Here is a 15,306-nt window from a genome sequence, read left to right on the forward strand (position 1 = left end):
CTGATATTCACCAGCTGCACGATACGTAATTTGAAATTCACTCACTATAGGTTAGATGATATGTCTTATTTGACCATAATTATGTCATAAATGACAATATGGCAAGGCGTTAAATTAGATTAATATCAATGAATCACCAAATTTAATGAGTTAACGAGAATACTATGGCAGCAGATACGCTTATCAATGACTTTGAGTTACCGTTCCAACTATATGATGTATTGGGCACTGAACATTTAACCGAGCATCCGAAGTTCGCAGAACACAGCCGCGAAACCTTTGATGCGGTACTCGACACCGCCAATAAAATCGCGACCAATTTATTCTTGCCGCATAACCATGTAGCAGATAAAAACGAGCCACAGTTCGATGGGAAAAAAGTCAGCATGATAAGTGACGTAAAAGTCGCCTTTGATGCGTTTCGTGAGTCGGGCTTCATCGCTGGTCGTTATAGCTTTGATGATGGTGGCATGCAATTACCCGAAACGGTTATGACCGCAGTGGCAGGCTATTTTATGGCGGCCAACCCATCAACGACAGCTTATCCATTTTTGACCACGGCGGCGATTAATGTCATCTCACATTTCGCCAGCGATGAGATTAAAAATGCCTTTATGCCGCGTATGCTAACGGGTGAATTTACCGGCACAATGGCATTAACTGAGCCACATGCTGGCTCATCGCTTGCCGATATCAAAACCACTGCCGTCAAACAAGACAACGGCAGCTATCGCGTAAAAGGGAGCAAGATTTATATCTCAGCAGGCGATCACGAATTGTCTGACAATATTGTGCATTTGGTACTAGCCAAAGTGCCGGGCGGTCCTGGTGGTGTCAAAGGTATCTCTTTATTTGCCGTACCCAAGTATCGACTCAATGATGATTTATCGGTTGGCGAGCATAATGACGTCCATTTAACGGGTCTTATTCATAAGCTGGGTTATAGAGGCGCGACTTCTACAGCATTAAGCTTTGGCGATGCAGGCGAGTGCTATGGCTATCTTATCGGCGAAGAGCATTTCGGCTTGCGTTATATGTTTAAGATGATGAATGAAGCGCGCATCGCGGTTGGCTTTGGTGCAGCGATGATTGGCTATCGTGGTTATCAATACTCGCTCGATTATGCCAAAGACAGAACACAGGGCAGAATTGCACCGAATAACAAACCTGAAGATGCAGCAACAGCGATTATCCAGCATGGCGATGTGAAGCGTATGTTGCTTGCGCAAAAAGCCTATAGCGAGGGCGGCATATCACTGTGTTTATATGGCTCAAACCTGATTGACCGTATCAATACTTGTGAAGATGCAACACTAAAAGCTGAGCTATCAGAACTGCTGGATTTACTCACGCCAGTATTAAAAGCATGGCCCTCTGAATATGGTCCAAAGGCCAATGATTTAGGTATTCAAGTATTGGGCGGTGCAGGCTATACGCGTGAGTATCAAGCCGAGCAGTTTTGGCGTGACAATCGTCTTAATCCCATTCATGAAGGCACAAATGGTGTGCAAGCGTTAGATTTGTCATTCCGTAAGTTATGGCAAAACAAGGGTCTTGGTATTCAAATTCTAAAACGTGAAATTACCCAAGACTTAGAAAGCATTACCACGCCCGAGACTGCTAAACTTGCCGGTAAATTGATGCCTTATATGGGTCATCTGCATGAAGTATTGGTGCATTTAAGTAAAATCCTGCAAACAGAAAAAGCACTTACATTAACGGGTAACGCACAAGCACTAATGAATATTTTTGCCTCTATCGTGGTCAGCTGGATTTGGATTCGCCAAGCCAGTAAAGCTGAGCAATTGCTAAGCGAGACAACAGATATTGAAAAGCAGAATTTCTATCAAGGTAAAATCCAAGCGGCAAAGTACTTTATCGATTGGGAATTGCCGTTAATCAATCGCGATATCGAGCTGTTAAATAACGACAATGCGGTATGTACCAATATGCAAGCAGAATGGTTTTAAGGGATTGTTTGGAATGTTTTCAACATAAGAACATGCCTGAATAATACGACCAATGTGATGCTGGGATGAATTTTTCGAAGCCTCTGGAGTACAAAGCGCACAGCAAGCGAGAAAAATTTATCCCAGAAGAGCGCTTTTTAATATATTTGTCTTATTTTGAATAAACTCTTTTTAAGCAAACGATACCAATGGCTTTTTATAAAAATTTAAAGGAATAAATAATGACAACAATGAATAAGCAGTGGCGTTTAAAAGAAAGACCTGTTGGCGCACCGAGTGCGGAGACTTGGGATTATACTGAGTCAGAACTACCGACCATCACAGACGGTCAGTTACTGATAAAAATTGAATATATCTCGATGGATCCAGCGATGCGTGGCTGGTTAAACGACGCCAAATCTTATATCGAACCGGTACAAATTGGTGATGTCATGCGTGCGGGTACCGTGGGCGAAGTCATTGAAAGTAAGCATGAGAAGTTTGCCGTCGGCGATTATGTCTGTGGTCATAATGGCGTGCAGTCGTATGCGGTCAGTGATGGTACTGGGTTATACAAAGTCGATCCAAACCTTGCACCCTTATCTTATTACTTAGGCGTGCTCGGTATGCCGGGTATGACCGGTTACTTTGGCTTATTAAAAACAGGTGAGCCAAAAGCTGGCGAGACAGTCGTTGTTTCTGGTGCTGCGGGTGCAGTTGGTGGTTTGGTTGGACAGATTGCCAAACTAAAAGGCTGCCGAGTCGTTGGCATCGCGGGCGGTGCTGAGAAATGTAAATTCTTAGTCGATGAGCTAGGTTTTGATGCTGCGGTAGATTATAAAAATGAGGATGTCAAAAAAGGCTTAAAGCAAGCCTGTCCAAATGGAGTAGATGTCTTCTTTGACAACGTAGGCGGCGATATCTTAAATGACGTCCTTACTCAAATTAATCTACGCGCGCGTATCGTGATTTGCGGTGCGATCAGCCAATATAACAACACCACAGCGGTAAAAGGGCCGTCAAACTATCTATCGTTATTGGTCAATCGTGCCCGTATGGAAGGCATCGTTGTCTTTGATAATATTAAAGAGTATCCAATCGCGATGAAAGAGATTGCTGGCTGGATTCAGTCAGGTGATATGAAAGTAAAAGATCATATCGTTGAAGGTATCGAGACTTTCCCAGATACCCTGATGATGCTTTTTAAAGGTGAAAATTTCGGCAAACTGGTACTTAAGGTAGAGGGATAAATCATGACACTGAATACAAATGGAATTGCATCAGACGTAGCCAGTAACGTTTCTGGTAAACGTATTTTAATCACAGGCGGTGCATCTGGCATTGGTGCGGCAAGTGCGTTATTGCTAGCCAGTCGCGGTGCGAAAGTCGTGATCGGTGATATGGCCGAAGAGATGGGCGCAGCCGTTGCCAAGCAAGGTCAAGACGCTGGCAATAGTATCGTCTTTAAAAAGGTCGATGTGACGAGTGGCGACGAAGTGCGCGCATTATTTGTCTTTGCCATGGAAACGCTGGGTGGTCTTGATGTCGTGGTAAATAATGCGGGCATCGACCATCAGCCTGCACCGATGCATGAGCTAAGCGATGAGGACTTTGACCGTAATATTGCCGTTAATCTAAAAGGCGTCTGGCATTGCATGCGTGCGGCTGTTACTTGTATGGCAGCCAATGGTGGCGGTCACGTGATTAATGTGGCATCCATCGCAGGGCTGCGTTCTGCGCCGTTATTGTCAGCATATAGCGCCGCTAAACATGGCGTGATGGGACTGACCAAGTCTGCTGCTCATGAATATGCGCGCGTCAATATTCGCTTTAACGCCGTATGCCCAAGCTTTATTGACACCCCTATGGTGCAAAATACCATGGCGAAGATGGGCGAGCGCGCGCAAAAAGCAACAATTAATGCCAGCCCGCTACGCCGTTTAGGGACAGTTGATGAAGTGTCAGGTGCGATTGCATGGCTCGCGAGCGATGAAAGCAGCTTTATGAATGGTCATGCGTTTACCCTTGATGGTGGCATGTTGGCTTAATATTCAAATAACTGCTAAATCATTACGGTGTTAGCCTCGCTCGATGTACTATTCGTACTATCTACGCTCGGCTGCCTTGTAATGGATTTGCAGTTTTTTGACTATAATTTATTAAGTATTCACGATAAAAGACTGAATAGCTAATTCAAAACATAAGGAGTAATGATGAAAGATTTATTTGATTTAACAGGCAAGATTGCTTTGGTTACAGGTGCTAGTCGCGGTATTGGCGAATCTATCGCCCGTCTATTGGCATCAAGAGGCGCACACGTCATTGTCTCTAGTCGTAAAATTGATGCTTGCCAAGCAGTCGCTGATAGCATTGTCGCTGATGGTCACAAAGCCAGTGCCTTTGCCTGTCACGTGGGTGAGATGGATCAGATTGATGCTATTTTTGAGCATATCAAAAGTGAGTTCGGTCAAATCGATATTTTAGTCAATAATGCCGCTGCAAATCCTTATTACGGGCATATCTTAGATACGGACTTAGCCGCTTTTGATAAAACGGTTGAAGTCAATATTCGTGGTTATTTCTTTATGTCGACAGCTGCTGGTAAGATGATGCGCGAGCAGGGCGGCGGGGTTATCTTAAATACCGCTTCGGTCAATGGCTTGGTCGCAGGTGACAAGCAAGGTATCTATTCAATCACTAAAGCGGCTGTGATTAGCATGACCAAATCTTTTGCCAAAGAATGCGGCCCATTAAATATTCGTGTCAACGCGTTATTACCAGGTTTAACCGATACCAAATTTGCCTCAGCATTGACCACCAATGATAAAGTCTTAAAAATGGCGCTACATGCGATTCCATTAGGACGCGTGGCTAATCCTGACGAGATGGCTGGCACGGTATTGTACCTAGTGTCTGATGCGTCAAGTTATACGACGGGCGCAACGATAGTCGTTGATGGTGGCATGCTGGCTTAGTTAGCCGTTTGCCCTCTAAAAGTAGAGTCATTTCTAAAACCGTATGCTGATAAATGGCATACGGTTTTTTATTTGGTTATAGTAAGTACTAATATTTTAAGTAACAGTGTTTGAAATAATAGTGTTTGAAGTAATAGTGTTTGAAGTAATAGTATTTAAGGAAGGAGTAAAGCATGCAAGCATCTATTGTTAAAAAATTTCCCAATGTCAAAACATGGTTATTCGTTCCAGCCACTCGCATCGATAGAGTAGAGAAAGCCTTTGCCAGTGGGACAGATGCAGTGATTGTGGATTTAGAAGATGCGGTTGCTACAACGGACAAGGTGCAAGCTCGCAAAGATTTACAAGTCTATTATAATAGTCAGGATTATCAGCCGATTTGGGTACGCATCAATAAAGCAGGTAGCGAGGAGTTTTTCAAAGACGTGGTGTTATGTCAGCAAATGCCCAATCTGGCTGGCGTGTTACTAGCCAAAGCTGAGCAAGCATCAGATATTGAAAACGCTCATAACATGACTGGACTGCCCGTCATTGCATTAATAGAGACAGCGCTTGGTTTATATCAAATCGATAGTATGGCAAAATCCGCTGGACTGCTTGCATTTAGCTATGGGTTTTTAGATTTATGCAATGATTTACAGGTGCACGTAGGTACAGCGGCAGCAGATGTTATTGCCAATCAAATTCGTTATCAGCTTTTACTCACATCAAAAGTACATCAATTATTAGCGCCTATTGATACGGTTTATACCGATTTTAACGATGCTAAGGGGCTTGGGCAGCGAGTGCAATTATGGTCACAAATGGGCATGTCCGGAATGCTTTGTATCCATCCAAAGCAAGTAGCAACTGTTAAGCAATCTCTGCAACCGACTGACGCCGATATTGAGTTTGCAAGACGTGTGATAGAAGAATACGAGCGGAGCGGGCAGGCGATATTTAAAATAGATGGCGAGATGGTCGATGCGCCCGTGATTGAGCGCTGCCGTCAGTTGCTGAGTTCATAAGATGTTTTTTAATAAAATGTGCACTAACAGATTAAAACAGCAAAAAAGGCGCGGTACGACTGGCTTTTGATTTTGCGACTTCTGCTGGTGTGCCTTCTGCCACAATAAGACCGCCCTCATCACCAGCGCCTGGCCCAATATCGATAATCCAATCACTGTTACTAGCGACTTGCATGTCATGCTCAACCATAATCACAGTGTTACCAGCGTCAACGAGTCCGTTCAATTGTGTCATTAATAGCGACACGTCCGAAGGATGCAGGCCAGTTGTAGGTTCATCAAGGATATAAAGCGTGTCTCCTCGTTGTGTCCGTTGCAGTTCGGTGGCAAGCTTAATGCGCTGTGCTTCACCGCCCGAAAGCTCGGTTGCTGGCTGACCAAGTCGTAAGTAGCCAAGTCCGACTTTTAGCAACGCATCTAATGCTCGTAGGATGGGTGCTTCTTCTACAAAGAATTTATAAGCAGATTCGACAGTGAGATCGAGGATTTCAGCGATGTTTTTGTCTCGATAAGTAATCTCAAGGGTTTCATCATTGTAGCGTTGCCCATGGCACACTTGGCATGGCGAGTAAACGCTCGGCAGGAATAGCAGTTCGACACTCACAAAACCGACACCTTCGCAATTTGAGCAGCGGCCTTTCTTAACGTTAAAGGAGAATCGACCGGCATCGTAACGTCGCGCTTTTGCTTCTGGGGTTGCTGCAAATAACTTGCGCACATGATCGAACAGGCCGGTATAAGTAGCAAGGTTTGAGCGCGGCGTACGACCGATGGCTTTTTGATCGACGGTCACCAATCGACTTACGTGCTCCATACCATTAGCAATCTTACCGCTGGTCTGAGTTTCTAGCTCTTGCTCTAGTAAATCAGCTTCGCCAGTCGGCGCTTCGATGATTGTCTTCTGCCCTAATTCGCTATAAATGAGATCGACCAGCGCTTGACTGACTAGACTTGATTTGCCTGAACCTGATACGCCCGTCACCGTTGTCATCACCCCCAATGGAAACGCTACATCTAGCCTTTGCAAGTTGTTGCGTTCGATATTGACCAGCTGTAGCGAGGCTTTTGCTTTTCTTGGGGTATGCTCAACCGCCCCTTCAGTCTCAAAAAGATACTGCCCTGTGCGTGATTGCGCAACGTCCCGCAAGCCTGCTACAGGGCCACTGTAAATAACTTCGCCGCCATGGGTTCCAGCCTTTGGCCCCACATCGACAATCCAATCGGCGTGCCGAATCACGCTGACGTCATGCTCAACAATAAATAACGAGTTACCAGCCGCTGTCAGCTCATCCAATGCGCCCAATAGCGCTTGAGTATCGGCAGGATGTAATCCAGCAGACGGCTCATCAAGCACATAGACCACACCAAACAGTTTAGAGCGAATTTGGGTAGCGAGTCTTAGGCGTTGTAGTTCACCCGGAGACAAAGTAGGTGTAGTACGTTCAAGCGACAGATACCCTAAGCCTAGCGTGGTCAACGCCTCAACTCGAGACAGAATGTCATTGGCAATACGTTGAGCAACGATGGCCTTTTCTCGGTTTGGCATGTTGTCAGTTGGTTTGGTCTTGGCAGCATCCTGAAGTTTGAGCGCCATTTCGGTTAGGGTTAATTGAGACAGTTCACCAATATCAAGACCCGCAAATTTCACCGATAGCGATTCTTTTTTGAGTTTTTTGCCATGGCATTCTGGACATTCAGAGATTTGCATGAACTGGGAAACGCGCTTTTTGGTACGCGGACTTTGAGTGCTAGCAAAAGAGTGCAAGACGAAATTCTTAGCACTGGTAAACGTCCCTTTATAATTGGGTTTTTCACCTTTTTTAATAGCGTCGCGTACTTGTTCAACGTTGTACTCTGGATAAACTGGGACTTCTGGGGTGTCATCGGTAAAGAGAATCCAATCGCGGGTTTTTTGGGGCAGGGTATTCCACGGCTTATCGATATCGTAGCCCAGTGTGGTCAATATCCGGCTTAGGTTTTGCCCTTGCCACGCAGGTGGCCAAGCGGCAATGGCGCGTTCGCGAATGGTTTTGGTATTGTCAGGGACTAGCAATTCTTCTGTCACCTCAAACACGCGGCCAATACCGGAGCAAGTAGGACAAGCGCCATCTGGCGTATTTGGAGAAAACGCATCAGCGTAGAGTATGCCTTGACCAGCAGGGTATTCACCCGCTCGTGAGTAGAGCATGCGCAAACCATTTGAAATCGTCGTCACGCTACCGACCGATGAGCGCACAGACGGCGTACCTCGTTGTTGTTGCAGGGCGACGGCGGGTGGTAAGCCTTCTATCGAATCGACGTCAGGCTGATCCACTTGATCGATTAAGCGTCTGGCATAAGGCGATACTGAGTCAAGATAGCGATGTTGTGACTCAGCAAAAAGAGTACCGAATGCCAGCGAAGATTTGCCTGAGCCTGATATACCCGTGAATACCACAAGGGCATTACGCGGCAAATCAACATCGACGTTTTTTAGATTGTGAACCCTTGCGCCTCTGACTTGGATGCTGTGAGCAGGGTCGCAAGCGATATTTTTAGTGGCATTGTCATCAACTTTTGCAGTGGGTTTTACTTTTTTATTTTTAGTGGTCATAAAACAGTTATTCCTATCAAATCGTATTTTTAGCTTTATTTTGAAAAAGACGGGTAAAGTTTTGGCCAAGAAACTGCTTGCTAAATAGTTAGCTAATTAAGCAATGTCTTGGCTTAAGCAGTATTTTGGCAATCTAAAACCATCCTAGCATGTCAATATCGAATCCTTAGATAGGCTTACGCTTTATAGACAGATGACAGACATAGCAATGCCAAACAATAACATTTATGAGGTTTCATCTCTGAATTTCAGCTTATAAGTTTTGAAAAACTGCTTTTAAGACATACGGATTTTTGGAGTGGTGAGCTGGCAAGTGGCGAGGTAGCTGATAATGGTTTATCATTAATCATAACTATCAATTATCTATAAAAGCATCCTATGATTTTTATCAGCAATACCATTAGTTTAAATGACAGTGACGTAGAGATTAGCGCCATACGTGCGCAAGGCGCAGGCGGGCAAAACGTCAATAAAGTCTCTTCTGCGATTCATCTGCGTTTTGATATCCATGCCTCAAGCTTGAGTGATGTAAATAAGCAGCGTTTGCTTGATAGTAAAGACAGCCGAATTACCAAAGAAGGCGTGCTCATTATTAAGGCGCAGCAATTTCGTACCCAAGAACGTAACAAAATTGATGCGTTTGAACGCTTACAAAGCTTTATCACCAAAGCTACTTACGTCAATAAAACACGCAGGCCGACCAAACCGAGCAGAAATGCTAAGCGTAAACGTGTCGATCAAAAAACTCAGCGCGGTAAAACAAAAGTATTACGCGGTAAGGTGGATTTTTAGATAGACTGATTTGAAGGTGGATTTTAACAATTAACCAAAAAGCAAAATGCCAGCCCATCTAAGTGGCTGGCATTTTTTTGTGCGCTGAATGAACTTTGGTTAATCTGCCCTTAGCTAACCAAGTTTTCTGCTTAACTCAGGAAAGCGCTTTATCATAAATAGCATCAGTAGCAATGCCATAACCGCGATAGCCGCCCCTACATATCCCACGCTCGATAGTGAAATATGCGTCACTGCATAGCCTCCGAACAGTGCGCCCGTCCCAATGCCTAAATTGATAATCCCTGAAAACATCGACATCAGCATGTCTTGTGCATTGACATCGACCATGATGACCTTGGCTTGCATGGAGATAATCAGCAGCATGAGCGCCGCGCCCCAGAGTAGGGCAATCAAGCTGAGCGCCCATATTGAGGTCACCGCAAACAACAGCGTGAGCATAGATAGTAATATCAATATCGTCGATATCAGCATTAATCTGGTATTGAATTTATCACCCCAACGACTGAATATCACACTACCCGCAATCCCTGCGACACCGAACAATAGCAGCACAATAGTCGCAGCGTTTTCGCTGATTGAGCCGACTTGACGCATAAAAGGCTCGATATACGAGTAAGCCGTATAGTGCGCGGTAAAGACCAGTAAAATTAGCAGATATAGGCAGACCAATAAGGGGTTTTTGAGTAATTCTGGAATCTTTCTAAAAGACCCTTCAAACATACTAGGCAGCGTGGGCAACAGTCTCATTTGCAGAATGAATACGATAAGGGCAAGCCCACCAATACCACCAAAAGTCGCGCGCCAGCCAAACCATTGACCGACCACGCGTCCTAAAGGCACACCCAACACCATCGCTAATGACGTACCAGTCGCAAGCACGCTAAGCGCCAGCGCCTTTTTGCCCTCCGGTGCCACACGTATCGCAATCGCTGCGGTGATGGACCAAAATATCGCATGCGTGAGCGCAATGCCAACTCGGCTGATGAGCAGCACTTCAAAGCTCCACGCAAATACTGACAACACATGGCTGGCAATAAACACCGCAAACAAGGCCAACAGCAAACGCTTGCGCTCAAAGCGACTGGTCAGCAGCATCAATGGCAATGACATGGCCGCGACAATCCACGCATACAGCGTCAACATCCAGCCCGTTTCTGCTGTAGTAATAGCAAAGTCTTGCGCAATGTCACTTAATAACGCAACGGGAACGAATTCGGTGGTATTCATGATAAAGGCGCTAACCCCCATCAAAAATACTTGAAAATACTGAGTCCGGCGAGCGTCTGCGCTCACCTCAATGTTAGGTTTCATAAGATCCAATACAAATAAAGAAGGCGCTAACGGTGAAAGTTAGCTTAAAGTGATTTATTCGCTTAAAAATAAGGGTAAAAATACATCGCAATGATGAAAAGAAGGCAGGCAAGATAGCAAGTCAGTCGCCGTAGTTAAAGTAATTATTTGATAATGAGCGTCGGTATTCACAAAATGAATAGGATATGACATTAGTTTTTGACATTAGCCTCTAGGAAGTCGACACTGACTGCCGACAACATACTGGCAGTGAAATAATGCTTTTATCAATAGAAGCATGCTCAAGTAGACTGATACAATAATCAAGGCGAATCAGCGCTTAAATAATGATGGCTACCTATTCTCTCATGCTATTTGAGCGTGCACGAATAGGTAGTCATCTCTGTATGAATTATCCCTGTTTTTACATTTTAATAGGGCGTGTCCTCATACCAAAAATAAAAGAAAAACAAACTATGAAAACCGAAACCAATAAGCCGCTTGCTTTTAGAAAGTATCCATCGACGACTGCTCTACAGTGTTTCGAAACGGCTGCACGGCATCTGAGCTTTACCAATGCCGCGCAAGAGATGCATATGACACAAAGCGCCATCAGTAAGCAGGTCGCTCAGCTAGAGGAGATGTTAAAAATCTCACTCTTCTATCGTACACCGCACCGCATTTCATTGACACCAGCTGGCAAGACTTATTATCTTGAGGTGTTGGAAATCCTCAAACATATCGAGGTGGCAACCACCAGTTTGATGTCGCATAGTGACAATGTAGAAGTGCTTAAGATTGCCTCACACCCAACCTTTTGTTCTCGCTGGTTGTTACCTGCGCTCAGTGGCTTTAGCCAAGCCCATCCATTGATTAATTTAGATATAAAAGAGCAAGTTGGGCCATTTTTTACTGAAGACCAAAACGTCGATATTGCCTTTTTATATGGCGATGGCATTTGGGGCGGGATGGAAGCGATTAAGCTGTTTGACGAGTATTGTGTGGCGGTATGCCAACCTGAATACTTGCATGATAAAAATCCTTGTACGAGCAATATAGATAACTGTACGTTGCTACAGTTGAGCTCGCGCCCAAGTGCTTGGTATGAGTATTTCAAGCAGCAAGGCATTAGTATCGATGGAACGTTTATCGGCCCACGGTTTGATACTTTTCATGCATGTATTGCTGCCGCTTTGCTCGGCTATGGTATTGCACTTGTACCACTGCGTTTGGTCGCTCCTGAATTGCAGTCAGGGACGCTGGTGACGGCATGGCGCTATGCGGCAAAAGGACGGGGGTCTTATTATATAACTTATCCTTTGTCTTTAGGCAGATCGCATAAGGTAAAAGTTATTTTAGAATGGGTGTCAGCGTATCTTGAAACCTCAAATCAACACGAGCTGATGCTAGGGCATGTCCTCAATTCAATCGATATAGTGGATTCACTTTAAAACAGATACAGTACAACTGGGATGCATTTTTCGTAACCTTTGTGATAGCAGCAAGCAATGGTTAAATAATTGTAATTTTTAACGCGCCTTAAGATTGTTTTTTGGTTGGCAATGACGAAAAGGAATGCCAGCACAACTATTATTCGTTTGCTGAATCGGTACGGTTTTGCTGAAATAAGCATCACACTCAAGGAAGATGAGAGATGCTTAATGGATACGCACTATAACGTTACAGACGCTTTTACGATGGTGCATCCTGTGACCCTCACCAAAGGCAAAAATGCCAAAGTTTGGGACAGTTATGACCGCAGCTACATCGACTTTGTCGGCGGTATCGGGGTTTTAAATTTTGGTCATTGTCATCCTCATATCGTCTCCGCGATTATCAATCAAGCCCAATCACTTATTCATTATGCCTACAATGCGGCTGCCCATCAGCCGTATCAAACCTTTATGCCACGGCTTTGTGAGCTGATTCCAATCAGTGGCGAGCTATCAGGTATGTTGACTAACTGCGGCGCAGAAGCCACCGAAAATGCCATAAAAATTGCCCGCCTAAAAACAGGTCGTGTGGGTGTCATTGCTTTTGATGGTGGCTTTCATGGGCGCACGCTGGCTGCGGTCAATCTAAATGGTAAAGTCGCGCCTTATAAGCGGGGGCTTGGACCATTGGCAGGTGGCGTTTACCACATTCCTTTTCCTAGTCCAGATAATGAAGTAAGCGATCAGCAGGCTATCGATGCGCTTGAACGTCTATTTGCTGTAGAAACGGATGTCGATAATATCGGTGCCATCATCGTAGAGCCAGTACAAGGCGAGGGTGGCTTTCAATTAATGTCACCCACGTTTGCTCAGTATCTGCGCCAGTTTTGTGATGAGCACGGCATTTTGCTTATTATGGATGAGATTCAATCGGGCTACGGTCGTACGGGCACACCATTTGCCTTTACACATTTAGGGATTGAGCCTGACATGATATTGCTAGGCAAAAGTATCGCAGGTGGGTTGCCGTTAGGCGCAGTGATCGGCAAAGCCAGCATAATGAATGGCTTGCCTAAAGGTAGTCTAGGCGGCACTTATTCGGGTAATCCGGTCGCGTGTGCTGCCGCCAATGCGACGTTAGATATTATGCAAGACGATGCGGTGTGGGAGTCTGCCAGACATTATGCCCACACCATTGAGCAGACGGTGAACCAATGGCAGCAAGAGGGTGTATCACCTTGGCTGTTTGGCCTCACTGGTATCGGTGCGATGCGCGGTATCGAGCTGCGACATCCTGAACATGATGTCGATCCAAGCGTGATGACGTATGTGTTAACGCAAGCGCGCGAGCGTGGTCTGCTGTTGATGCCTAGCGGTAAATATCGCCACATTATTCGCCTGCTACCGCCACTAACAATCGAGCCTGAAACCCTGCAAGCCGGTCTTAATGTTTTAAAAGAAGTGTTAAGTACGATTCCTGATAATAGGCTCTGATGAAATGGCAACGATATAATTTAATGGCAACGACATAGTTTTTTGTCGGACTAGCTTAGGGCGTGTCATCAATTAGCACATGAATACATTTAGTGGTCTTAAAATGGCTAAATTTAGCCAAACATCGTCAGAAATCTTGTCAATATGTTCATATTTACGGCAATTTCTTCCTTGTTTGGCTGCAATTTTCCTCATTTTAAGTCTCACAATCTAAATGATGACACGCCCTAGTTAATAAGTTAAGAGTAATAAAAATTTCTAAGATTTTAATAAGGATATTTATCTGTGAATCACACATTTATCAGCAGCGATGCTATTCGTCACGAGTTTTCTATGGCGATGTCAGCCATGTACCAAACCGAGGTTCCGCTATATGGTGACTTGCTAGATTTAGTCGCTGAGGTGAATACTGAGGTGCTAACCAAGCACTCTGATATTAAGGAGCAGCTGGAGCACACCGGAGAGATTGATAGACTCAGTATGGAGCGCCACGGGGCGATTAGATTGGGCACAGCGCACGAGCTTAGTATGATGCGCAGGCTCTTTGCTGTCATGGGTATGCACCCTGTTGGTTATTATGATTTAGCGCCTGCTGGCGTGCCCGTGCATTCTACGGCTTTTCGAGCGATTGACGCGCAAGCCTTAAATCAAAGCCCGTTTCGAGTCTTCACTTCTTTATTGCGTCTAGACTTAATTGATAATGACGCACTAAAACAAGAAGCATCAAACGCATTAGCCAACCGCAATATCTTTACCGATACGGTCGTCAGCCTGATTGAGCGCTTTGAAAAGCAGGGCGGTTTGACCTCAGAGGAAGGTGAGCAGTTTATCAAAGAAGCTTTAGAGACCTTTCGCTGGCATGATAAAACGCCAGTCTCAAAAGAGCTATATCAGCGCTTATTAGCACAGCATGGTCTCATTGCTGATGTCGTCGGCTTTAAAGGCCCACATATCAATCATTTAACCCCTAGAACACTAGATATAGATACTGTACAGCAAGGTATGCAGGCAAAAGGCATGCCACCAAAAGCGATTATCGAAGGACCACCAAAACGGGATTGTCCGATTTTATTAAGACAGACGAGCTTTAAGGCATTAGAGGAAGCGGTTAGTTTTAAAAACTCAGAGGGTGAGTATGAACAGGGTCATCATACGGCACGGTTTGGTGAGATTGAGCAGCGCGGTGTGGCATTAACGCCAAAAGGTAGAGCGCTATATGAAAAGCTACTTAGTCAAGCACGCCATCAATTAGGAGCTACTCCAAATGAGGGTAATGCAGCTCAATACAATCGAATTTTAGCCGAGGTATTTACCGCTTTCCCTGATGATTACCAGACGATGCATGATAAGGAATTTGCTTATTTTTATTATCAACCAGTCGATAGTACTGCGGATATCAACAATGATATGTCTAATCTAGAAATGGTTAATTCAAGACAAGCAGTAAATGCTCTGATTAACCAAGGTGCTATCCGTATTGAGCCTATCGTCTATGAAGATTTTTTGCCAGTCAGTGCGGCTGGTATTTTTCAGTCCAATCTTCAGCAGGACAAGCAAAGCAATTATGATGGCAAATCAAACCAACAGGAGTTCGAGCAAGCCCTTGGTACCAATGTTTATGATGAGCTTGCTTTGTATGAAGATATACAGAATAGAAGCTTGGAAAAATGCCTAATTTCTTTAGGAAACGGTAGGTAAAAGACAAGAACAGTCATCTTATTTGTTCACCATTCCAAAATGGAATGAGGGTAAGAAAATTATTATTTTGCA

11 protein-coding genes are annotated in these 15,306 nt (G+C 44.7%); 9 read left to right on the forward strand and 2 right to left on the reverse strand.

The window, feature by feature from the left end; genetic code table 11:
• Window positions 1-164 precede the first annotated feature (164 nt).
• The 5 genes from RH96_RS06030 to RH96_RS06050 all read left to right on the forward strand — a co-directional run bounded on the left by RH96_RS06030 (window position 165) and on the right by RH96_RS06050 (window position 5,931).
• Window positions 165-1,970 (forward strand): acyl-CoA dehydrogenase, encoded by a 1,806-nt coding sequence (locus tag RH96_RS06030; RefSeq protein ID WP_010198537.1) that lies wholly within the window; start codon window positions 165-167, stop codon window positions 1,968-1,970.
• Window positions 1,971-2,191: 221 nt separating this feature from the next.
• On the forward strand, window positions 2,192-3,199 hold the full coding sequence (locus tag RH96_RS06035; RefSeq protein ID WP_010198539.1) for an NADP-dependent oxidoreductase: 1,008 nt from the start codon (window positions 2,192-2,194) through the stop codon (window positions 3,197-3,199).
• 3 nt (window positions 3,200-3,202) lie between these two features.
• Window positions 3,203-3,997, forward strand: coding sequence for an SDR family NAD(P)-dependent oxidoreductase (locus RH96_RS06040; protein WP_010198540.1), 795 nt, complete (start codon window positions 3,203-3,205; stop codon window positions 3,995-3,997).
• Window positions 3,998-4,159: 162 nt separating this feature from the next.
• The gene (locus RH96_RS06045) at window positions 4,160-4,924 is read left to right on the forward strand and encodes an SDR family oxidoreductase (RefSeq protein ID WP_264623037.1); all 765 of its coding nucleotides are present in this window, start codon (window positions 4,160-4,162) and stop codon (window positions 4,922-4,924) included.
• 173 nt (window positions 4,925-5,097) lie between these two features.
• Window positions 5,098-5,931: an HpcH/HpaI aldolase/citrate lyase family protein gene (locus RH96_RS06050; RefSeq protein ID WP_010198544.1), complete on the forward strand. Its 834-nt coding sequence runs from the start codon at window positions 5,098-5,100 to the stop codon at window positions 5,929-5,931.
• Window positions 5,932-5,962: 31 nt separating this feature from the next.
• On the opposite strand, the gene uvrA is transcribed toward RH96_RS06050, so the two are convergent.
• The gene (gene uvrA, locus RH96_RS06055; RefSeq protein WP_010198545.1) at window positions 5,963-8,524 is read right to left on the reverse strand and encodes an excinuclease ABC subunit UvrA; all 2,562 of its coding nucleotides are present in this window, start codon (window positions 8,522-8,524) and stop codon (window positions 5,963-5,965) included.
• A 378-nt stretch (window positions 8,525-8,902) separates the two neighbouring features.
• Here uvrA and arfB point away from each other — a divergent pair, with 378 nt between their 5' ends.
• On the forward strand, window positions 8,903-9,316 hold the full coding sequence (gene arfB, locus RH96_RS06060) for an alternative ribosome rescue aminoacyl-tRNA hydrolase ArfB (protein WP_010198548.1): 414 nt from the start codon (window positions 8,903-8,905) through the stop codon (window positions 9,314-9,316).
• 114 nt (window positions 9,317-9,430) lie between these two features.
• Here the strand turns inward: arfB and RH96_RS06065 are convergent, their stop codons facing one another.
• Window positions 9,431-10,630 (reverse strand): sugar transporter, encoded by a 1,200-nt coding sequence (locus tag RH96_RS06065; protein ID WP_010198564.1) that lies wholly within the window; start codon window positions 10,628-10,630, stop codon window positions 9,431-9,433.
• Between the two features lie 455 nt (window positions 10,631-11,085).
• On the opposite strand from RH96_RS06065, the gene RH96_RS06070 reads away from it, so the two are divergent.
• From RH96_RS06070 to RH96_RS06080, 3 genes are all read left to right on the forward strand, one after another.
• Window positions 11,086-12,060, forward strand: a complete 975-nt coding sequence (locus RH96_RS06070) for a LysR substrate-binding domain-containing protein (protein ID WP_010198566.1) — start codon at window positions 11,086-11,088, stop codon at window positions 12,058-12,060.
• Window positions 12,061-12,270: 210 nt separating this feature from the next.
• Window positions 12,271-13,536, forward strand: coding sequence for an aspartate aminotransferase family protein (locus tag RH96_RS06075; RefSeq protein ID WP_010198573.1), 1,266 nt, complete (start codon window positions 12,271-12,273; stop codon window positions 13,534-13,536).
• 285 nt (window positions 13,537-13,821) lie between these two features.
• Complete coding sequence (locus tag RH96_RS06080) at window positions 13,822-15,234, forward strand: VOC family protein (protein ID WP_010198575.1); 1,413 nt, start codon at window positions 13,822-13,824, stop codon at window positions 15,232-15,234.
• Window positions 15,235-15,306: the final 72 nt, after the last annotated feature.

It is taken from the genome of Psychrobacter sp. PAMC 21119 (assembly GCF_000247495.1).
Classification (GTDB): Bacteria; Pseudomonadota; Gammaproteobacteria; order Pseudomonadales; family Moraxellaceae; genus Psychrobacter; species Psychrobacter glaciei.